Below are 20483 nucleotides of genomic sequence, written 5' to 3'. Positions count from 1 at the left end.
GGGCGTCGGGGCGGCGCCCGCCCGTGGGGTCAGCGCCGGGGCAGACGTCCGTAGGCGCGGAGGACCAGCAGGTTGCGGACGGTGGTCATGGCGCGCCGCTCGGTGTGGGCGGTGGGCGTCCAGGTGCTGAGCGGGGTGTCCCAGCCGCCGTCGGGGAGTTGGGCGCGTTCGAGGGCGTCGAGGTGGGCCTCGATCTCGGCGTCGGTGAAGATGCGGCGGGCGATGTGGTCGGGGTGGTCGGCGATGTCGAGGGGGTGGTGGACGGGGCCGGTGGAGTCGGGGTCGAGGTCGATGACGGCGCGGATCATGGGGCGCAGGCGGGTGAGTTCGGCGTCGGCGCGCGGGCGGTCGGGGACGTGCTGGAGGAAGGTGCAGACGGCGATGGCCTCCTCGGGGTCGGTCCAGTGGAGGGCGCCGATGCGGGTCCAGCTGAAGGCGGTGGCGCGGTCGCGCCAGGGGCCGCACGCGTGGTGCTTGTGCAGGAGGCCGGCGAGGGCGGCGGTGGGGCGCAGGGCGCCGGTGAAGTCGTCGGCGTCGTGCCACTGGGGCGCGGCGTCGGTGTGGCGGGCGCTGGGCAGGACGGGTGGGACGCCGCCGTCGGGGCGGGCGACGCCGGTGAGGTAGCGGCAGGCGGAGGCCGCGGTGTCGCGGGGCAGGGGACCGAGTTCGTCGAGGAGGCGCAGGGCGGTCTCGACGGCGAGGGGTTGGCTGCCGTGGCCGCGGAGGTCGGGGTCGAGTCCGTTGCCGTAGCCGCCGTCGATGTTGCGGTAGCAGTCGAGTGCGGTCAGGACGGGACCGGTGGGGCCGCTCTGGAAGTGGTACGCGAACCGGAGGCGGTCGAGCAGCCGTGCGTTGCGCGAGATGAAGTGCTCCGCGGTGCGGAGGGCTTCCGAGGTCACCATGGTCATGTGCCCGAATGTACGCCTCCGGCCTGGGCGCATGTCATCGGTGAGATGCGAATTCTGTCCCTATTTTGCCGCCTTCATATGCCACAACAACCGACATTTCACCCTTCCGTAGCACGAGATCCTCACGGCTTATTAACACCCGCCCGGGGTGTCGGCGGACCGGCCGCCGCCCGCCGCCGGGCCGCCAGCACGGCGGCCCCCGCCCAGGAGGCGCCGACGACGCCCGCCATCACGAAGCGGGCCGTCAGCACGTGCTCCTCGGGGTAGATGACGCCGGTGAGGTAGTGGTCGATGAACCCGGTGGGCAGGCCCTCCTGCCCCGCCCGGGTCCGCCCCCAGTCCTCCAGGGCGGTCAGCGGGCACGGCCACTCGATGGTGACGATGCCCAGCGCGTAGGCCGCGAAGCCCAGGTGCGGCCAGAAGGCGGCGGCCCGCCACCAGGCGAGGAACCCGCCGAACACGACGTAGCACAGGAAGGCGAAGTGCAGGAGCATCGCCGCCTCGGCGATCAACCGGTAGCCCATGCCTCCGACGCTACGCCGCCGCCCCCGCCGCGGCCATGAGTACGCGTACCCGGTCCGGCCCGGGTACCCGGGCCCACCCCGGGGTGCTCAGCGCGCCGTCCCGTCCGCCACCTGCCGCAGGACGTCGCAGGTGTGGCGGAACTCGTCCATCAGCCGGCGCGCCTCCACCAGCAGCAGGCCGTAGGGCCGCGTGTGGTCGGTGAGCGGCAGGTCGATGTCCTGGGACCGCTCCACCAGGGTCGACAGGCACTCATCGGCGCCGTCGGCGGCCTCGCACAGCTCCCGCGCCTGCGCGGCCAGCCGGTCCTCGTCCAGCTCGGACATGATCCGGGTGAGGCGGGCCATGGCCGCGAGGAAGTCGCCGTAGGCGCCGAGGAACGCGCGGTGGCGCGCGCTGGGCTCGTCCTCGCTCCACTGGTCGAGGCTGCGGGTCAGCGACACCATCTGGTAGGAGACGCGCTCCAGCGCCTGCGCCACCGCCTCGTACCCGGAGAAGGACCGGTTGCGGCGGTTGCGGCGGAGCAGCAGCCGCGGGTTGTAGTAGGCGCTCTCCTGGGCGGTCCGCACGGCCGTGCGCGCCTGCGGCACCAGGCGCTCGGCCTGCTCGGCCCGGGTGCGCCACTGGCCGGTGCGCTCGGCGTCGGGGACGTCGTCGCGCAGGGCGGGCGCCATGTCGTCGAGCAGCCCGCACAGCGAACTCGCGAGCGTCTGCACCCCGTACTCGGCGCTGCGGAACCGCATGGGCGGCAGCAGGACCACGTTCACCAGGACGCCGATCCCGCACCCGATGAGCACGAGGAGCACGATCTGGCCCAGCTGGGTGAACCGGTCGGCGGTGGTGGTGGCCGCCAGGTAGGTGGAGAACGCGAAGAACGCGGCGGTGGCGACCTGCGTGCCCTGGGACCCCAGCGGGGGCCACCGGCCGATGATCAGGGCGGTGGCGGCGACCAGGGCGAAGGTGAGCAGGTCGGGGCCCGCGAGGAAGCCGAACACGCCCTGGAGGGCGACCCCGGCGGCGACCGCCAGGATGTAGCGCAGGGCCTGCGCCACCGACTGGTAGACGGTGACGTTCATGATGAGCACCGCCGAGAACGGGGCGAACGCCGGCGACTTCGCCTGGAGCCCGTAGTAGGCGACCGCCCAGGCGGCGCACGCCGCGATCGTGCTCTTGGCGATCAGCAGCACCGTGTGCCGCTCGTGGCCGTCCGCGCGAACGGCCCGGCGCGCCCACTGCCGCGCCCGGTCGACGCGCCCCTGCCCCGGCGCCCGCCGCCGCGCCGTCGCCCCCGTCGTCATCCCGCATCCCCCCGCTCTGCCCGGTCCGCTCGGCCCCTCTACCCGGCCGGGCCGGAAACTGGCCTGTGAGATGCCCGGGTCTCCAGTGGAACGGGCGGAACGTCCCGCCCCCTCGCGACGGGAACGGCGCGGGCGCCGCCCCCCTGTCGCGGGGGGCAGCGCCCGGAGCGGTGCGGCCGCGGGTCAGACCAGCGGGCGCTCGGTCGGCGGGATGGCGGTGGGCAGGTGGCTGTCGGCGCCCAGGTAGCGGTCGACGCCGGCGGCCGCGGAGCGGCCCTCGGCGATCGCCCAGACGATGAGCGACTGGCCGCGGCCCATGTCGCCGGCGCAGAAGACGCCGTCGACGGTGGTGGCGTAGTCGGCGTCGCGGACGACGTTGCCGCGCCCGTCCAGCTCCACGCCGAGCGCGTCGAGCAGCCCCTCCTTCTGCGGTCCGACGAAGCCCATGGCCAGCGTCACGAGCTGGGCGGGGATCTCGCGCTCGGTGCCCGCGACGGGTTCGAAGCCGGCGGCCGTGCGGGTGACCTCGACGAGCCGCAGGGCGCGCACCCGGCCCTGGTCGTCGCCGAGGAACTCGACGGTGTTGACCGAGTACAGCCGCTTGCCGCCCTCCTCGTGGGCGCTGGTGACCTTGTACAGCATGGGCATGGTCGGCCAGGGCTGGTTCTCGGGCCGCTCCTTGGGCGGGCGCGGCATGATCTCCAGCTGGGTGACCGACGCCGCGCCCTGGCGGTGCGCGGTGCCGACGCAGTCGGCGCCGGTGTCGCCGCCGCCGATGACGATGACGTGCTTGCCCTCGGCGCTGATCGGCGGGGCGGCGAAGTCGCCCTCCTGCACCCGGTTGGCCAATGGCAGGTACTCCATGGCCTGGTGGACGCCGTCGAGGTCGCGGCCGGGGACGGGCAGGTCGCGCCACGCGGTGGCGCCGCCCGCCAGCAGCACGGCGTCGTGGTCGGCGCGCAGGTCCTCGACGGTGAGGTCCACGCCGACGTTCACGCCGGTGCGGAACGCGGTGCCCTCGGCGGCCATCTGCCCGATGCGGCGCTCGATGTGCCGCTTCTCCATCTTGAACTCGGGGATGCCGTAGCGCAGCAGGCCGCCGATGCGGTCGGCGCGCTCGTAGACGGTGACGTCGTGCCCGGCGCGGGTGAGCTGCTGGGCGGCGGCGAGCCCGGCGGGGCCGGAGCCGACGACGGCGACCGTGCGGCCGGTGCGCACGCGGGGCGGGCGGGGGCGGACCCAGCCCTCCTCCCACGCCCGGTCGATGATCGACACCTCGACGTTCTTGATGGTGACGGCGGGCTGGTTGATGCCGAGCACGCACGCGGACTCGCAGGGGGCGGGGCACAGCCGCCCGGTGAACTCCGGGAAGTTGTTGGTGGCGTGCAGCCGCTCGATGGCCTCGCCCCAGTCGTGCCGGTGGACCAGGTCGTTCCACTCGGGGATGAGGTTGCCCAGGGGGCACCCGTTGTGGCAGAACGGGATGCCGCAGTCCATGCAGCGCGACGCCTGGCGGGTGACGGTGCCGCGGTCGAAGTCGGCGTAGACCTCGCGCCAGTCCTGGATCCGCACGTCGACGGGCCGGTGAGCGGGCAGCTCCCGCTCGGTGATCTTGAGGAAACCCTTGGGGTCGCCCATGTTCCTTCTCCCTCCTTCCGGTGGCGCTGCCTAGGACTGGGCCGCGGCCATGATGGCCTCGCCGACGTCGCGGCCGGCCTTCTCGGCCTCCGCGCGGGCGGCGAGGACCCGCTTGTAGTCGCGCGGCATGACCTTGCCGAACCGCGCCGGCGCGGCGTCGGGGTCGGCCAGCAGCGCGGCGGCGACCTCGGAGCCGGTGGCGGCGCGGTGCCGCTCCAGCACGTCGAGGAGGAACGCCCGGTCGTCGTCGTCGAGCGGGTCGACGTCGACCATCTCGCCGTTGACGCGCGCGGTGTCGAGGTCGAGCACGTAGGCGATGCCGCCGGACATGCCCGCCGCGAAGTTGCGGCCGACGGGGCCGAGGACGACGGCGCGGCCGCCGGTCATGTACTCGCACCCGTGGTCGCCGACGCCCTCGGCGACGGCCAGCGCGCCGGAGTTGCGCACGCAGAACCGCTCGCCGACCACGCCGCGCAGGAACACCTCGCCGGAGGTGGCGCCGTAGGCGATGACGTTGCCGGCGATGATGTGGTCCTCGGCGGCATAGGGCGCGTCGGGGTGCGGCCGGACGGTGATGCGGCCGCCGGACAGGCCCTTGCCGACGTAGTCGTTGGCGTCGCCGACCAGCCGCAGGGTGACGCCCTTGGGCACGAACGCGCCGAAGGACTGCCCGGCGGAGCCGGTGAAGGTGATGTCGATGGTGCCGTCGGGGAGGCCGTCGGCGCCGTGGCGCCGGGTGACCTCGTGGCCGAGCATGGTGCCGACGGTCCGGTTGACGTTGCGCACCGGCAGGTCGAGCTTGAGGGGTTCGCGGAACTCCAGGGCGCCCTCGCAGAGCTGGATGAGGGTGTTGTCGAGGGCCTTCTCCAGCCCGTGGTCCTGGGCGCGCATGTGGCGGCGGTGGTCGCCGGCCCACGGTTCGGCGCTGTGCAGGACCGGGGCGAGGTCGAGCCCGGCGGCCTTCCAGTGGTCGACGGCGCCGGCGGTGTCGAGCAGGTCGACGGCGCCGACCGCCTCCTCCAGGGTGCGGAAGCCGAGCGCGGCGAGGTACTCGCGGACCTCCTCGGCGATGAACTCGAAGAAGTTGACGACGAACTCGGCCTTGCCGGTGAAGCGCTTGCGCAGCTCCGGGTTCTGGGTGGCGACGCCGACGGGGCAGGTGTCGAGGTGGCAGACGCGCATCATGACGCAGCCGGAGACGACGAGGGGCGCGGTGGCGAACCCGAACTCCTCGGCGCCCAGGAGGGCGGCGACGATGACGTCGCGGCCGGTCTTCATCTGCCCATCGGCCTGGACGACGATGCGGTCGCGCAGCCCGTTGCGGAGGAGGGTCTGCTGGGTCTCGGCCAGGCCCAGCTCCCACGGGGTGCCGGCGTGCTTGAGCGAGGTCAGCGGGGACGCGCCGGTGCCGCCGTCGTGGCCGGAGATGAGGACGACGTCGGCGTGCGCCTTGGAGACGCCCGCGGCGACGGTGCCGACCCCGGCCTCGGAGACGAGCTTGACGTGCACCCGGGCCCGCGGATTGGCGTTCTTCAGGTCGTGGATGAGCTGGGCGAGGTCCTCGATGGAGTAGATGTCGTGGTGCGGCGGCGGCGAGATGAGGCCGACGCCGGGGGTGGAGTGCCGGGTGTCGGCGATCCACGGGTACACCTTGTGGCCGGGGAGCTGGCCGCCCTCGCCGGGCTTGGCGCCCTGCGCCATCTTGATCTGGATGTCGTCGGCGTTGGTGAGGTAGTGCGAGGTCACCCCGAACCGGCCGGACGCGACCTGCTTGATGGCGCTGCGCCGCAGGTCGCCGTCCGCGTCGGGGGTGAACCGCGCCGGGTCCTCGCCGCCCTCGCCGGTGTTGGACTTGCCGCCGAGGCGGTTCATGGCGATGGCGAGGGTCTCGTGGGCCTCGGCCGAGATGGAGCCGTAGGACATGGCGCCGGTGGAGAACCGCTTGACGATCTCGGAGACCGGCTCGACCTCCTCGATGGGCACGGGTTCGCGCACGCCCTCGCGGAGCCGGAACAGGCCGCGCAGGGTCATGAGGTTGCCGGCCTGCTCGTCGATCCGGGAGGTGTACTCCTTGAAGATCTCGTAGCGGCGGGTGCGCGTGGCGTGCTGGAGCTTGAACACGGTCTCGGGGTTGAACAGGTGGGGTTCGCCCTCGCGCCGCCACTGGTACTCGCCGCCGACGGCGAGCCGGCGGTGGTCGGCGGGGTTGTCCGCGTGCGCGGTGGCGTGCCGCATGCGGACCTCCTCGGCGAGGACGTCGAACCCGACCCCGCCGAGGCGGGAGGTGGTGCCGGTGAAGCACCGGTCCACGACCTCGCGGCCCAGGCCGAGCGCCTCGAAGATCTGGGCGCCCATGTACCCGCTGACGGTGGACACGCCGATCTTGGACATGATCTTCAGGACGCCCTTGCCGAACGCCTTGACGGTGTTGCGGACGGCGGTGTCGGCGTCGATGCCGCCGATGACGCCGCGCTCGACCAGGTCGCGGACGGTGCCCAGGGCCAGGTAGGGGTTGACGGCGGAAGCGCCGTAGCCCAGCAGCAGGGCGACGTGGTGGCATTCGCGGACGTCGCCGGCCTCGACCACCAGGCCGACCTCGGTGCGGGTCTTCTCGCGGACGAGGTGGTGATGGACGGCGCCGGTGAGCAGCAGCGACGGGACGGGGGCGCGGTCGGGCCCGGCCGCGCGGTCGCTGAGGACGACGATGTGCGCGCCGCCGGCGATGGCGGCGGACACCTCGGCGCAGATCTCGTCCAGGCGGGCCGACAGGGCGGCGCCGCCGCCGGCGACCGGGTAGGTGCCGTCGGCGGTGTAGGCGCGGAACGCGGGGTCGCCGCCGGGGCCGCCGACGGCGGTGACGGCGGCGAGCTGGGCGTCGTCGACCACGGGGGTGGGCAGGACGATGCGCCGGCAGTCCTCCGGGTCGGGCGAGAGCACGTTCTCCTCGGCGCCCAGGACGGTGGCGAGGCTGGTGACGAGTTCCTCGCGGATGGCGTCCAGCGGCGGGTTGGTGACCTGCGCGAAGCCCTGGGAGAAGTAGTCGAAGAGCTGCCGGGAGCGGGTGGAGAGGGCGGCGACGGGGGTGTCGGTGCCCATGGAGCCGATGGGTTCGGCGCCGGTGCGGGCCATCGGGGTGAGGATGATCCGCAGCTCCTCCTCGGTGTAGCCGAAGACCTGCTGCCGGCGGACGAGGTCGTCCACGGGGGCGGGGTCGGCGGCGGGGAGGTCGGCGAGGCGGACGACGCCGCGCTCCAGCCACTCGGCGTAGGGGTGCTCGGCGGCGAGTTCGGCCTTGATCTCCTCGTCCTCGATGATGCGGCCCTGCGCGGTGTCGACCACGAAGATGCGACCGGGCTGGAGCCGGCCCTTGCGGACGACGGTGGCGGGGTCGATGTCGAGGACGCCGGCCTCGCTGGCGAGGACGACGAGGCCGTCGTCGGTCACCCAGTAGCGGCCGGGGCGCAGCCCGTTGCGGTCGAGGACGGCGCCGACGAGGGTGCCGTCGGTGAAGGAGACGGAGGCGGGGCCGTCCCAGGGCTCCATGAGCATGGAGTGGAACTCGTAGAAGGCCCGCACCGCCGGGTCCATCTCGGTGTGGTTCTCCCACGGCTCCGGGATCATCATGAGCACGGCGTGCGGGAGGGACCGCCCGCCGAGGTGGAGCAGTTCGAGGGCGGCGTCGAAGGACGCGGTGTCGGAGTCCTCGGCGTCCACGATGGGGAAGATGCGGCTGAGGTCGCCGGGCAGCAGGTCGCTGGCGAGGGTGGCCTCGCGGGCCCGCATCATGTTGCGGTTGCCCTTGACGGTGTTGATCTCGCCGTTGTGGGCGACGAACCGGAACGGGTGGGCCAGGGGCCACGACGGGAAGGTGTTGGTGGAGAACCGCGAGTGGACCAGGGCCAGGCCGGAGGTGTAGCGCCGGTCGGACAGGTCGGGGAAGAACGGTTCGAGCTGCGGCGTGGTGAGCATGCCCTTGTAGGCGATGGTGCGCGGGGACAGGCTCGGGAAGTACACGCCGGCCTCGTGCTCGGCGCGCTTGCGGGCGCAGTAGGCGAACCGCTCCAGCTCGATGCCGGTGCGGCCCTCGGCGGGGCCGCCGGGGGCGGCGGCGACGAAGAGCTGCCCGAAGAACGGCATGACCTCGCGGGCGGCCGGGCCGCAGTAGCGGGGCTCGAACGGCAGGTCGCGCCAGCCGAGGACGGTCAGGCCCTCGTCGGCGGCGATGGCCTCGACGGCGGCCTGGGCGGCGGCGCGCTCGGCGGCGTCGACCGGCAGGAACGCGATGCCGGTGGCGTAGGCGCCGGGTTCGGGCAGGTCGAAGTCGACGACCTCGCGGTAGAGGGCGTCGGGGATCTGGGTGAGGATCCCGGCGCCGTCGCCGTCGTCGGGGTCGTGCCCGGAGGCGCCCCGGTGGTCGAGGTTGCGCAGAACGGTGAGCGCCTTCTGCACGATGTCGTGGCCGCGACGGCCGGAGAGGTCGGCGACGAAGCCCACACCGCAGGCGTCGTGCTCGAAAGTGCTGTCGTACAGGCCCTCGGAAGTGGACTCGGCGTTCGGTCGGACGGACGAACGCTGCACCTGGCCAGCAGGCATCTACCCTCCTGTCGTCGTACGTCTGGCTTTGGGGAAAGCGCATCCGGGACGACATTGGCCCTGCTGCGTGGCGCTGCGCTGCGGTGGCACCCGGCACCGGTGGCACAGTCCGGCGCATGCCGGTGCTGCGTGCACGTCCTCGTGGCGACCGGTGGCGGTCGGGTGCGCCGCGGCGCGGCGGTCGATTGTACGGGGGTCCAGCCCCGACGCGGGTCGGAGGTCTAGACCGACCACCGCCACAGTGCGGTGGTCGAGGCCGGCGCCCACCGGTCCGGTGGAGTGGGGACGCCCGCCCACCGCCATGGTGGGCTCGGCGTGATCTTCTCCAACGACCGGGGGTGGCAAACATCCGCGAAACGGATGCCGCGCCGACCTCCAGGTTATCCGCCCATGAGTGTACGCACGAGTGCGGTGTCCGTTTCGCGGGGGCCCGCCGAAACGCGCCGGCGGGGCCGCGCGGCGGTGCGCGGGGGCGGGTCCGCGCGGCGCCGGGCGGGCGGTCCCGCGTGGGATGATCGTCCGGTGATCGATCATCCGCCGGCCCTCACCGCCCTCCTCGCCGAGCAGGGCGTCGACGCCGCGCGCCTGTACCGGGTGCTCGCCGCCCTGGCGGACGGCGCGTGGTGGACGCCCCGCGACCTCGTCCGCGCGACCGCGGTGGCCCACCGCAGGGTCGACGCGGTGCTGACCGCGCTCGGCGGCGAGCTGGAGCGCGACGGCGAGCGGGTGCGGCTGGTGCGGGCGGACGGCTACGCGGGGTTCGCCCGGCCGGAGCCCGCCGACCCGGTGGCGCACCTGGCCGACGCCCACCCGGCGGCGGGGGCGGAGCTGCGCCGGCTGGTGGCGGAGGCGCCGCGGCCGCGCACCGACCTCGACCACGTGGCGGCGACGGCGCGCACGGCGCTGCGCCGCGGGGTGTTCCTGGCGGCGCGGTTCGCGCTGCCGGGGGCGCGGCTGCTGTGCGTGGGCGACCACGACCTGACGTCGCTGGCGACCACCCTGGTGGCGCCGGACGCCGAGGCGGTGGTGGTCGACATCGACGAGCGGATGCTGGACTACATCGACGCGGCGGCCGGCCGGCTCGGCCTGCCGGTGCGCTGCCACTTCGCCGACCTGCGGCTGGGGCTGCCGCCGTCGGTGCGGGGCTGGGGCGACCTGGTGTTCACCGACCCGCCCTACACCCCGGAGGGGGTGGAGCTGTTCGTCCGGCGCGGCCTGGAGGGGCTGGCCGACCCGCGCCGGTCGCGGGTGCTGGTGGCCTACGGGGCGAGCGAGACCACACCGGGGCTGGTGGCGCGGACGCAGGCGCGGCTGGCGCGGATGCACCTGGTGTTCGAGGCGGTGTTCCCGGACTTCAACCGGTATCTGGGCGCCGAGGCGATCGGCGCGGCCAGCGACCTGTACGTGCTGCGGCCGACCACGCGGGCGCCGGGGGCCGACCGGGGTGAGGCGGCCCGCGTCTACAGCCGGGGCGCGAACGCCAAGGAGGCGTCGGGCGGGCTGGGGGCGGACGCCGCCCGGGAGGTGCTGGAGCGGGCCGGGGCCGACACCGCCGTGGGTGCGTGGCCGGCGGAGGCGGCGGGGCCGGAGGTGCGCCGGGTGGGGCTCGGCGCGTGGCTGGAGGCGCCCGTCGCGGCGCACCGGGCGGCGGTGGACCTGACGGGCGGCTGGGACGCGCTGCTGACGCGGGCGGTGCTGGCGAGCGGCGCGGCGGAGACGCACGTCGTGGTGGCGTCGTCGGCGCCGGAGGTGCGCGACGCGGCCGGGCAGTCGCGGCTGCGGGCGGCGGTGGAGCCCGCGTTCGCTGTGCGGTTCCTGCGCGGGGTGCCGGGGCCGCGCACGACGGTGGTCGTGGCGCGGCGGCACGGCCCGCGCGACGGGGCGGGGGCGGCGGAGCGGGTGCTGCACCACGTCCTGGGGCGGGCGCACGCGCCGCTGGGGGCCGCCCTGCGCGAGGGGCTGATCCGGGTGTCGGCGGAGCTGGGGGCGCCGGTGAACAAGAAGACGGCCCGCACCCGGTTGGCGGCGGCCGCGCCGTGGCTGCCCGGCCACACCCTGCTGGACCTGCCCGGGCACCGGTTCCCGGCGCTGCGGGCGGCGGTCGCGGCGGCGGTGGCGGTGGCGGACCTGCCCGGCCCGGCCGACCACCCGACCGACCACCCGGCCGACTAGCGCCGCTCCCCCGCCGGGGAACGCGGCGGTGCCGCCCGCGCGGACGCGGACGGCACCGAACGGGGTGCGGCGGCGGGGTCAGCCCGTGGGGACCTCGGTACCGGTCCCGGTTCCGGGCACCTCGGTGCCGGTCTGGGGGACCTCGGTGCCCGTGCCCGCGGTGCCGTCGGGGGCCTCGGTGCCGGTGGTGTCGGCCCCGGGCTCGGTCGCGGGTTCGGTGGCGCTGCCGGCGCCGGAGCTCTCCATCTGCACGACCCGCCGGTACAGCGGGTCCTGGAAGCCGCTGAGGGCGATGAGCGGCGAGGTGAGCTGCTCGCGCTCGGCGGGGTCGGTGGAGTCGGTGGCCTGCGTCCAGGTGACGACGAGGAAGTGGCCGCTGACCGTCGCCTCGGCCTGGCTGAACCCGGCGCCGAGCACGTTGAACGGCTCCTCGTCGGTGGGCGGCAGCACGAACCCGGGGGCCTCGGCCTCGGGGTCGGTGGGCGGCTCCATGGACTCGGCGACCGCCTGGGCGGCCTCGGTGTCGGCCAGGTTGAACATGGCGGCGACCCCGACGTACTCGTCGGAGGTGTAGCCGGCCCGGGCGACCTGGGTGCAGTCGGCCGCGGCGAGCGCCTCGGTGACGGCGTCGCCCCACACGGCGCCGGCGCAGTCGTCGCTCAGCGAGGACGCCGCCAGGGTGAAGGTGATGCCGCGGCTGTCGATCTCCTCGTTGCCGCGTTCGAACATCTCGCCCTCGGCCAGGGGGCGCCGGTCGGCCTCGCGGGTGGGCAGCGCCTCGCTGATGTTCTGCGAGTCGAAGACGCCGTAGGCCGCGGGCCGGGCGTTCTCGGGCGCCGCCGCGCCGCCGCCGGTGAACCGGAGGACCAGCACCACCGCGAGCGCGACGACGGCCGCGCCGAGCAGGCCCAGGAGCACCAGCAGCAGCGGGCTCCGCTTCTTTCCGCCGCCCTTGCGCCGGCGGCGCGACCCCTTGGCGCCCGTGCGCCGCGCGGGGGCGGCGAGCCCTTCGATGGCGTCGGCCTCGTCGGTTTTCCTCCGCCGGCCGCGGGAACCGGATACGGACGACTCAGAAGGTGGCACCTGAACCTCTCGGAAGGTCGGGGGGACGCGGGACTCGCGGGGGTGCGAGGCGCGGAGGGGCCGCGGGGAGGTTTCCGCCGCCGGTGCGCAATCCTAGCCGCAGCCGGGGCTCCCCCGGCCCGGGGCCGGGGTCACTTCTCCTGCTCCTCCTGCGCCGCGCCGACCTGTTGGTAGACCCACCGGGAGGCGTTCATGGCCACCACGTTGAGGGTGGCCATGGTCTCGTCGTCGCCGGGGGCGCCGCCGTCGCTGCGGGCCACCCAGTACACGGCCAGGTAGTGGCCCATGACCTGGGAGGTGGCCTGGCTGTAGCCGGTGTGCAGCCCTTCGACGCCGTCCTCCATGGGCAGCAGGAACCCGGGGGCGGAGGTGGGGTCGGTGGGGTCGAGCGCGACGGCGACGCTGCCCGCGGCCTCGGCGTCGGCGAGGTCGAACAGGGTGAACTGGGCCACGTACTCCTTCTCGGGGTCGTGGTAGACGCCGCGCGCGGCCGAGGTGCACCCGTTGTCGGCGAGCGCCTGGGCGACGCCGTCGCCCCACACCATGGCGGTGCAGGTGTCGGTGGTCTCGGAGTCGGCCAGCAGCAGCTGGGTCTCGCCGAGTTCGAGCTTCTCCGCGGGGCCGAAGACCTGCTCCTGGGCCATGGGCTCGGCGTCGGCGGGGCGTTCGCTGATGGGGGCGAACACCTCGTTGTTCTCGGTCTCGCCCTGGTACAGCTCCGGGATCAGGGTGGAGTGGCCCTCGGGCGGTTCGACGATGGCGCCGGCCCCGTTGCCGGCGACGCCGCCGGGCACGAGCACGAGCTGGTAGACGAGGACGCCGAGCAGGGCGACGAGGGCGGTGCCGCAGAGCCCGAGCAGGGTGCCCAGGACGGCGGTGCCGCGCTTGCGGCGGGACTGCTCGGCGAGGGTGTAGACGACCTGGCTGGGGCGGTCGCCGAGGACGGTGACGCGGCGCAGCGCCGAGGCGGAGAACTTGGAGAGCGGGTCGACGCCGCCGCCGGGCTTGACGCCGCGGCGGCCGCGGCGGGCGGGGTCGGCGGCGCGGCCCCGGCCGCGGGAGCCGCCGGAGCGGGACCGGCCGGCGCGGCGCGCGCCGCGGCCGCGGCGGCGCGGGGCGCCGGCGGCCTCGTCGTCGCCTTCGGCGGCGTCGTCGGGGTCGCCGTCGTACCGGTCGTCGTCGTACGGGTCGCCGCCGTCGCGGTCCTCGCCGTCGTACCCGCCGTCGTCGTACCCGCCGTCGTCGGCGTAGCGGTCGTCGGCGTAGCGGTCGTCGGCGTAGCCGTCGTCAGGGCCGTCGTCGGCGTAGCGCCGCGGCGCGGTGTCGGTGGCGCGGTCGCCGTACCCGTCGTCGTCGGCGTGGTACTCGGGGCCGTGATCGTCCCGCGGGTTCCGGTCGCGGCGGGCGCGCCGCGACCGGCGTCGGCCCGTGCGTGCGGAGTCGGATCTGCTCACGTGCGTACTCATCCATCCGGCGGGGTCCGCGGCGGCGCGGCGCCGCGGACCCGTTGTGCCTGTCAGTCGCGTGTGCTGCCGTCGGTCCTGGTCTCGCCGCCGCCGTCGGGGGCGACGGTCGTGGGGCCGTCGGGCCGGTGCTGCCCGCCCGAGGCGGGGTCGGTGTCGAACACCTGGGTTCCGGGGTCGTGGCCGACCGGGAGCACCCGCGTGGAGAAGGCGTCCGGCCGCCGCCCGGCCCACCAGAAGTAGGCGAGCGCGCCCAGGAACACCGCGATCGACGTCCAGTTGTTCAACCGGAGGCCGAGGATGTCGTGGGCGGGGTCGACCCGAAGATACTCGATCCAGAACCGTCCCACACAGTAGCCCATCACGTACACCGCGAAGAGCCGTCCGCCGAACAGGCGGTCCTCGTAGCGGCGGCCGAGCCAGGCGAGCAGTACCGCGAGGCCCAGGCACCACAGGGACTCGTAGAGGAACGTCGGGTGGTAGGTGGTGTAGTACTCGGTGGTGCTGCCGGGCACCAGCTGCATGCCCGGCCGGGGGTCGCCGTTGGCGTTGTAGGTGTAGTCGAGGGAGATCCGCACCGCCCACGGCAGGTCGGTGGGGGCGCCGAACAGCTCCTGGTTGAAGTAGTTGCCCCAGCGGCCGAGCGCCTGCGCGAGCGGGATGGTGGGGGCGATCGCGAAGGACAGCCGGGACATCGACAGGCCGCGGCGGCGGGCGACGAGCCACACGCCGAGCGCGCCGAGCGGGATGGCGCCCCAGATGCCGAGGCCGCCCTCCCAGATGTAGAGGGCGCGGATGGGCTCGCGGCCGGGGCCGAAGTAGAGCTGGTAGTCGCTGATGACGTGGTAGAGCCGGCCGCCGACCAGGCCGAGGATCACCGCGGGCACCGCGAGGTCCATGATGGTGCCCTTCTCACCCCCCATGGCGGCCCATCGGCGCTCGCTCCAGTACACGGCGGCGATGACGCCGGCCAGGATGCACAGGGCGTAGAAGTGGATGGTGAGCGGCCCGAGGGAGAGGGAACTCACCTCGGGGCTGGGGATGGCCGCGAGGGCGCGGCCGGTGCCGGCCGCGCCCTCGTCGGTGGTCGACGGGAGGATCATCGCTCGGGTCTATTCCTTGGAGTCGGGGGACTCACGGGTGGCCGCGGAGTCGTCGGTGGCGAGCGGTCGGGTGTCGACCTCGCCGGGCTCAGCGGATTCTACGGCCTCCTCGATGCCGTTGCCGGAGTAGGCCTCGTTGCCGAGGAGGGTCCCGTTGACGTAGATCGACGGCGTGGAACCGAACGCGTTGTCCCCCTCAGCGTACTTTTCGCCGACGGCGGCCGTCGCGTCGATGAGCCCGCCGACGTAGGTGCCGTCGAGGAACGACGCGTCGACGCCGTTGCCGCTCCCCCAGTCGATGAGGTCGCGCAGGCTCATCGCGGCGAGTTCGTCCTCGCCGAGGGCGTCCTGGGCGCGGGCGACCAGGTCGGGGTAGTACTCGCCGGTGAAGCGGTCGGCGACGGTGCTCTCGGCGTCGACGCGCTCGGCGAACGCGGGGTCGTCGATGCCGGCGTCGCTCCCCCACTGCTTGAGGTCCTCGGGCGCGAACCCGGCCTGGCCCTCGGCGGGCTGGTGCTCGAACAGCAGGTCGTTGTACTGGACGAACTTCCCGAAGTCGGCGGCGGCGCGGGCGGCGGCCCCGCCGCGCAGCGAGTTGGTGCCGAGCGGGTCGGGGCGCTGGGCGAAGATGCTCACGGGCCGGTAGTGGACGATGGCGCGCCCCTCGGCGGCGAGGCTCTGCAGGGTGGGGCCGCTGGTGAGCTCGAACTGGCGGCAGCCGGGGCACTGGTAGTCGGCGTAGACCTCGACCACGGGGGCGTCGGCGCCCTCCCGGGCGAGGACGACGCTGCCGTCCTGCTGGACGGTCTGCGGCGGCAGGTCGGCGTACTGCTCGGCGGCCCGCTGGTCGGCGCGGCGCTCCGCGGAGAGGTACAGGTAGCCGCCGCCGACGACGAGGAGGACGACGGCGAGGGCGGCGCCGGCCACCACGAGGGTGCGGGTGCGCTTGGCACGCCGCTGCTCCTTCAGCCGCTCCTGCCGGAGTCGTTCGCGGGACGCCTGGCGGGACGCCTTGCCCATGTGCGGTTCACCGTTCCTGGTCGGGTCGGGCCGCGCGGCGGTCGCGCGCGGCGGGTGGGGTGCGGGTGGGGGGTGCGGGTGGTTCAGCGGTGCAGGCCGAAGGCCCGGTCGAGCGCGAGCGGGGAGCGCGGCCACACGGTGATGAGGACGGCCAGCGCGAGGAAGACGAGGTCGCGGGCGATGTCGGTGCCGTAGGCGGTCTCGCCGGGGGCGACGGGGCCGCCCGTGCCGAAGCAGCCGCAGTCGATGCTCAGGCCGCGGGCCCACGCCGAGACGATGCCGGCGATGAAGACGACCATGAGCAGGCCGGTGGCGGCGGCGGCGTAGCGGGTGGCGAGGCCCACGACCAGCAGCAGGGCCAGGGCGAACTCCAGCAGCGGGAGGGTGAGCCCGATGAACTCGGCGACGGCCGGCGGGAAGAGCTGGTAGGCCTCGACGGACTGCACCGACAGGGCGGGCGGCAGCTTGGTGGCGGCGGCGTAGGCGAGCACGCCGGCGAGGGCGAGTCGGGCGGCCAGGGTCGCCCAGGGCTGGACGGCGGCGAGGCGCCGGGCGGTGCCGGGCGGGCGGTCGGGCGCCGCGGGTGCGGCGGCCGGGCCGGCCGCCGGGCGGTCTTCGGTGTCCATGGGTCCCCCGGGGGAGGAGTCGGGTGGGCGCGTGCGCCGCCCGCCGTCCCGGCGGAGGCCGCACAGAGCCGGATACTACTGCACGTGACGGTGGCGTCACACATGGTCGGCCCGCCGGGGTTCCGGCGGGCCGCACCTCGGGACAGTAGTCGGCCGCGGCCCCCGGAAGGTTCCCGATGGGGGCGCGCGGCCGTGTTCTCACCCGTTTCTCACCAGGCTCTCACCGGGGAGGACGCCGACGGGGGCCGCCGGACGGCCCCCGGAGGCGGTTCAGCGCCGGGTGCGGACCCCGGCGGCGAGTTCCTCGGCGAACGCCCGGACCGCGGACAGGCCGGTGTCGAGGTCGGGGGCGTCGAGCACCCGCTGGCAGAAGCCGGCGCCGACGATGACGCCGTCGGCGTAGCCGGCGACCTCTGCCGCCTGGGCGCCGGTGGAGATGCCCAGGCCGACGCAGACGGGCAGCCGGGTCTCCGCGGTGGCGGCCCGGGTGCGGGTGACGAGCTTCTCGGCGGTGTCGGCGACCTGGGTTCGGGTGCCGGTGACGCCCATGAGGGAGGCGGCGTAGACGAACCCGCGGCAGGCGGCGGTGGTGGACCGCAGCCGCTCGTCGGTGGAGGACGGGGCGACGAGGAAGATCCGGTCGAGCCCGGCGGCGTCGGTCGCGGCGAACCAGTCGCCCGCCTCCTCGGGGAGCAGGTCGGGGGTGATGGTGCCGGAGCCGCCCGCGGCGGCGAGGTCGGCGCAGAAGCGCTCGGTGCCGTAGCGGTCGATGGGGTTCCAGTAGGACATGACCAGGGCGGCGGCGCCGGTGGCGGCGGTGGCCTCGACGACGCGGAGCACGTCGGCGGGGGTGGTGCCGGCCGCGAGGGCGCGGTCGGCGGCCTTCTGGATGGTGGGGCCGTCCATGGTGGGGTCGGAGTAGGGCAGGCCGACCTCGATCACGTCGCAGCCGCCGGCGACCATGGCCTCGATCACCCGGATGGAGGAGGCGGGGTCGGGGAACCCGGCGGGCAGGTAGCCGATGAGTGCGGCGCGGTCGGCCGCGCGGGCCTCGGCGAGTCTGGCCTGCAGGGGCGTCGCGGCGGTCATGCCGGCTCCTCGGTCTGGTCCACGAGTCCGAAATAGGTCGCGGCGGTGGTGACGTCCTTGTCGCCGCGGCCGGAGAGGTTGACCAGGATGGTCGCGTCCGGGCCGAGTTCGGCGCCGATCTTGCGGGCCCCGGCGAGGGCGTGGGAGCTCTCGATGGCCGGGATGATGCCCTCGGTGCGGCAGAGCAGCCGGAAGGCCTCCATGGCCTCGGCGTCGCTGATGGCGGCGTAGGCGGCCCGGCCGCTGTCGGCCAGGGCGGCGTGCTCGGGGCCCACGGCGGGGTAGTCCAGCCCGGCGGAGATGGAGTGGCTGGGGACGGTCTGGCCGTGCTCGTCCTGGAGGACGTAGGTGCGGGTGCCCTGGAACACGCCGGGCGAGCCGCCGGTGATGGAGGCGGCGTGCCGGCCGGTGTCGACGCCGTCGCCGCCGGCCTCGAACCCGTAGAGGCGGACCTCGGTGTCGGGGATGAAGGCGGCGAAGATGCCGATGGCGTTGGAGCCGCCGCCCACGCAGGCGGCGACCGCGTCGGGCAGCCGCCCGGTGCGGTCGAGGACCTGCCGCCGGGCCTCGGCGCCGATGACGAAGTGCAGGTCGCGGACCATGGTGGGGAAGGGGTGGGGGCCGGCGACGGTGCCCAGGAGGTAGTGGGTGGAGTCGACGTTGGCGACCCAGTCGCGGAACGCCTCGTTGACGGCGTCCTTGAGGGTGCGGCTGCCGATGGTCACCGGGACGACCTCGGCGCCGAGCATGTGCATGCGGGCGACGTTGAGGGCCTGGCGGCGGGTGTCCTCCTCGCCCATGTAGACGACGCAGTCGAGGCCGAGGAGGGCGCAGGCGGTGGCGGTGGCCACGCCGTGCTGGCCGGCGCCGGTCTCGGCGATGACGCGGGTCTTGCCCATGCGCTTGGTGAGCAGGGCCTGGCCGAGCACGTTGTTGATCTTGTGCGAGCCGGTGTGGTTGAGGTCCTCGCGCTTGAGCAGGACGCGGGCGCCGTTGCAGTGGCGGGAGAAGTTCCGGGCGTCCGTAAGGGGGCTGGGCCGCCCGGTGTAGCTGCCGAGGAGTTCGGCCAGCTCGGCCTGGAATTCCGGGTCGTTCTTCGCGGTCTCCCAGGCGGCGGCGACCTCGTCGAGGGCGGCCACGAGGGCTTCGGGGCTGAACCGGCCGCCGTAGCGGCCGAAGTGGCCGCCGGCGTCGGCGGACGCGGCGGGAGGTGCGGACGTCATGTGGGTCTCCATGGCGGCGGCGCCCGGACGGCGCCGGCCGCCGGTACGGGGGTCGGCACGGCTGCGCGGCTGCGCGCGTGCCGACCGGTTCGTCGGGTCAGCACGGCGGCGGGAGCCCGCGCGTTCGCGGGCTCCCTAGGGCCATCGCCCGGCCGTGCCGGAGGGCGCGGCGGGCGGTGCGGCCGGAAGGCGCCGGATCATGGTCAGCTCCGGTCGCGCAGGGCCGGGTGCGCGCCGGCGGTCACCAGGTCGGCGACCGCGTCGCGCGGGTGGCGTCCCTTGACCAGGCTCTCGCCGACCAGGACGGCGTCGGCGCCGGACCCGGCGTAGGCGAGCAGGTCGTGCGGGCCCCGGACGCCGGATTCGGCGATGCGGATGCGGTCGCTCGGGATGAGGGGGGCGAGCCGGGCGAAGGTGTCGCGGTCGACCTGGAGGGTCTTGAGGTCGCGGGCGTTGACGCCGATGACGGTGGCGCCGGCGTCGAGGGCGCGGGCGACCTCGTCCTCGGTGTGCACCTCGACCAGCGGGGTGAGGCCGAGCGAGTGGGCGCGTTCGACCAGGGACACGAGGGCGTCCTGGTCGAGGGCGGCGACGATGAGCAGGACGGCGTCGGCGCCGTGGACGCGGGCCTCCCACAGCTGGTAGGAGGTGACGATGAAGTCCTTGCGCAGCAGCGGGGTGTCGACGGCGGCGCGGACGGCCGCGAGGTCGGCCAGGCTGCCGCTGAAGCGCCGCCGCTCGGTCAGGACGCTGATCAGGCAGGCGCCGCCGTCGGCGTAGTCGCGGGCGAGGGCGGCCGGGTCGGCGATGGCGGCGAGGGCGCCCTTGGACGGGCTGGAGCGCTTGACCTCGGCGATGACCTGGACGCCGGGGCGGCGCAGTGCGGCGACGGCGTCCTGCGGCGCGGGCAGGGACGCGGCCTGCTCCTTGAGCCGCTCCAGAGGCGTGGCCGCCTGCCGTTCCGCCAGGTCGGCGCGTACCCCGTCGAGAATCTCGTCGAGCACGCTCACGTGGGACTGCCCCCTCAGATAGCCGGTCGGTTCCGGGTGCTGCCGTGCGCGTCCGGGCGCGGGCGGTCCCGCGCGGGGTGCGACGGCTTCGGGCGCCGTGGCGGGTCCGGATGGACCGCGACGCCTGCACCGATCGTAGCGATCCCCGGCGGGTGCGCGTTCACCGCCCCGGGCGTGGGGCGGTCACCCGGGGGCGAGCGTGGACGCGAACGGCAGGTTTCGGACCAGCCAGAACCCGAGGATGACGGCGAGGAGGGTCCACAGCCAGAACGGGTGGGCGGCGCGGACGTGCCGGGTGGGCGGCCGGAAGGAGTAGTAGACCCACCGCAGGTAGGAGTAGAGCAGCAGCGGGAGCAGGGCGACGGTGAGGACGTTCATCCGCAGGGCGCCGGTGAGGTCGAGGTTGGTGAGCGCGTTGACGGCGCGCATGGTGCCGCAGCCGGGGCAGAACGTGCCGGTCATCATCAGCCACGGGCAGGTGGGGTAGTTCCCGGGCTCGTGCGGGTCGACGAAGTGCACCAGGACGGCGCCGGCGATGCCGGCGGCCCCCAGCAGCAGCGGCCCGGTGGCCGGGTGCAGGCGGGCCGCGAGGCGCGCGACGCGGCCGGGCGGGCGCGGCGGGGGCGGCTGGTGGTCGAGGGGGTTCGCGGCGTGGTCCACCCCGCCAGCCTAGGGGAACGCGCGCGGGGGCGGGAACGGCGGCGGCGCCGCACGGTCCGGGGACCGTGCGGCGCC

Annotated in this window: 15 protein-coding genes; 1 reads left to right on the top strand and 14 read right to left on the bottom strand. The window is 74.8% G+C overall.

Annotated elements, in window-relative coordinates; genetic code table 11:
• Positions 1-29: 29 nt before the first annotated feature.
• The 5 genes from NT8_RS18600 to gltB all read right to left on the bottom strand — a co-directional run bounded on the left by NT8_RS18600 (position 30) and on the right by gltB (position 8959).
• On the bottom strand, positions 30-908 hold the full coding sequence (locus tag NT8_RS18600; RefSeq protein ID WP_067971151.1) for a prenyltransferase: 879 nt from the start codon (positions 906-908) through the stop codon (positions 30-32).
• Positions 909-1030: 122 nt separating this feature from the next.
• Positions 1031-1432, bottom strand: a complete 402-nt coding sequence (locus NT8_RS18595) for a DUF2784 domain-containing protein (RefSeq protein ID WP_067971145.1) — start codon at positions 1430-1432, stop codon at positions 1031-1033.
• An 87-nt stretch (positions 1433-1519) separates the two neighbouring features.
• Positions 1520-2728, bottom strand: a complete 1209-nt coding sequence (locus tag NT8_RS18590; RefSeq protein ID WP_067971143.1) for an FUSC family protein — start codon at positions 2726-2728, stop codon at positions 1520-1522.
• 183 nt (positions 2729-2911) lie between these two features.
• A complete protein-coding gene (locus NT8_RS18585) occupies positions 2912-4366 on the bottom strand; it encodes a glutamate synthase subunit beta (RefSeq protein WP_067971141.1) in 1455 nt (484 codons plus the stop codon).
• A 30-nt stretch (positions 4367-4396) separates the two neighbouring features.
• Positions 4397-8959, bottom strand: a complete 4563-nt coding sequence (gltB, locus tag NT8_RS18580) for a glutamate synthase large subunit (protein WP_067971139.1) — start codon at positions 8957-8959, stop codon at positions 4397-4399.
• Positions 8960-9481: 522 nt separating this feature from the next.
• Between gltB and NT8_RS18575 the strand changes: the two genes are divergently transcribed.
• Positions 9482-11131, top strand: a complete 1650-nt coding sequence (locus NT8_RS18575) for a bis-aminopropyl spermidine synthase family protein (RefSeq protein WP_084469072.1) — start codon at positions 9482-9484, stop codon at positions 11129-11131.
• A gap of 78 nt (positions 11132-11209) precedes the next feature.
• Here the strand turns inward: NT8_RS18575 and NT8_RS18570 are convergent, their stop codons facing one another.
• From NT8_RS18570 to NT8_RS18530, 9 genes are all read right to left on the bottom strand, one after another.
• The gene (locus tag NT8_RS18570) at positions 11210-12214 is read right to left on the bottom strand and encodes a hypothetical protein (protein ID WP_084469071.1); all 1005 of its coding nucleotides are present in this window, start codon (positions 12212-12214) and stop codon (positions 11210-11212) included.
• 131 nt (positions 12215-12345) lie between these two features.
• A complete protein-coding gene (locus NT8_RS18565) occupies positions 12346-13668 on the bottom strand; it encodes a hypothetical protein (protein ID WP_067971135.1) in 1323 nt (440 codons plus the stop codon).
• Positions 13669-13730: 62 nt separating this feature from the next.
• Positions 13731-14780 carry a prolipoprotein diacylglyceryl transferase gene (gene lgt / locus NT8_RS18560; protein ID WP_084469070.1) on the bottom strand — a complete coding sequence of 350 codons (1050 nt, stop codon included), beginning with the start codon at positions 14778-14780 and terminating at the stop codon, positions 13731-13733.
• Positions 14781-14789: 9 nt separating this feature from the next.
• The gene (locus tag NT8_RS18555; protein WP_067971133.1) at positions 14790-15800 is read right to left on the bottom strand and encodes a DsbA family protein; all 1011 of its coding nucleotides are present in this window, start codon (positions 15798-15800) and stop codon (positions 14790-14792) included.
• Between the two features lie 83 nt (positions 15801-15883).
• The gene (locus tag NT8_RS18550; protein WP_067971131.1) at positions 15884-16426 is read right to left on the bottom strand and encodes a MauE/DoxX family redox-associated membrane protein; all 543 of its coding nucleotides are present in this window, start codon (positions 16424-16426) and stop codon (positions 15884-15886) included.
• Between the two features lie 270 nt (positions 16427-16696).
• A complete protein-coding gene (gene trpA / locus NT8_RS18545) occupies positions 16697-17515 on the bottom strand; it encodes a tryptophan synthase subunit alpha (protein ID WP_067971129.1) in 819 nt (272 codons plus the stop codon).
• Positions 17512-18738 carry a tryptophan synthase subunit beta gene (gene trpB, locus NT8_RS18540; RefSeq protein WP_067971128.1) on the bottom strand — a complete coding sequence of 409 codons (1227 nt, stop codon included), beginning with the start codon at positions 18736-18738 and terminating at the stop codon, positions 17512-17514. The genes trpA and trpB overlap by 4 nt, the downstream gene beginning before the upstream one ends.
• 203 nt (positions 18739-18941) lie before the next feature.
• On the bottom strand, positions 18942-19748 hold the full coding sequence (gene trpC, locus NT8_RS18535; protein ID WP_067971127.1) for an indole-3-glycerol phosphate synthase TrpC: 807 nt from the start codon (positions 19746-19748) through the stop codon (positions 18942-18944).
• Between the two features lie 183 nt (positions 19749-19931).
• The gene (locus NT8_RS18530; protein WP_067971126.1) at positions 19932-20408 is read right to left on the bottom strand and encodes a DUF2752 domain-containing protein; all 477 of its coding nucleotides are present in this window, start codon (positions 20406-20408) and stop codon (positions 19932-19934) included.
• Between the last annotated feature and the right edge of the window lie 75 nt (positions 20409-20483).

This window comes from Nocardiopsis trehalosi NBRC 14201, from assembly GCF_001552555.1.
GTDB classification, from domain to species: Bacteria; Actinomycetota; Actinomycetes; order Streptosporangiales; family Streptosporangiaceae; genus Nocardiopsis_B; species Nocardiopsis_B trehalosi.
This window is presented reverse-complemented; position numbering and strand designations above follow the sequence as displayed.

Coding starts and splice junctions, on each gene's coding strand:
- lgt (WP_084469070.1), bottom strand. CDS start 14,780: ATGATCCTCCCGTCGACCACCGACGAGGGCGCGGCCGGCACCGGCCGC.
- gltB (WP_067971139.1), bottom strand. CDS start 8,959: ATGCCTGCTGGCCAGGTGCAGCGTTCGTCCGTCCGACCGAACGCCGAG.
- NT8_RS18590 (WP_067971143.1), bottom strand. CDS start 2,728: ATGACGACGGGGGCGACGGCGCGGCGGCGGGCGCCGGGGCAGGGGCGC.
- NT8_RS18585 (WP_067971141.1), bottom strand. CDS start 4,366: ATGGGCGACCCCAAGGGTTTCCTCAAGATCACCGAGCGGGAGCTGCCC.
- NT8_RS18555 (WP_067971133.1), bottom strand. CDS start 15,800: ATGGGCAAGGCGTCCCGCCAGGCGTCCCGCGAACGACTCCGGCAGGAG.
- NT8_RS18595 (WP_067971145.1), bottom strand. CDS start 1,432: ATGGGCTACCGGTTGATCGCCGAGGCGGCGATGCTCCTGCACTTCGCC.
- trpB (WP_067971128.1), bottom strand. CDS start 18,738: ATGACGTCCGCACCTCCCGCCGCGTCCGCCGACGCCGGCGGCCACTTC.
- NT8_RS18600 (WP_067971151.1), bottom strand. CDS start 908: ATGACCATGGTGACCTCGGAAGCCCTCCGCACCGCGGAGCACTTCATC.
- NT8_RS18550 (WP_067971131.1), bottom strand. CDS start 16,426: ATGGACACCGAAGACCGCCCGGCGGCCGGCCCGGCCGCCGCACCCGCG.
- trpA (WP_067971129.1), bottom strand. CDS start 17,515: ATGACCGCCGCGACGCCCCTGCAGGCCAGACTCGCCGAGGCCCGCGCG.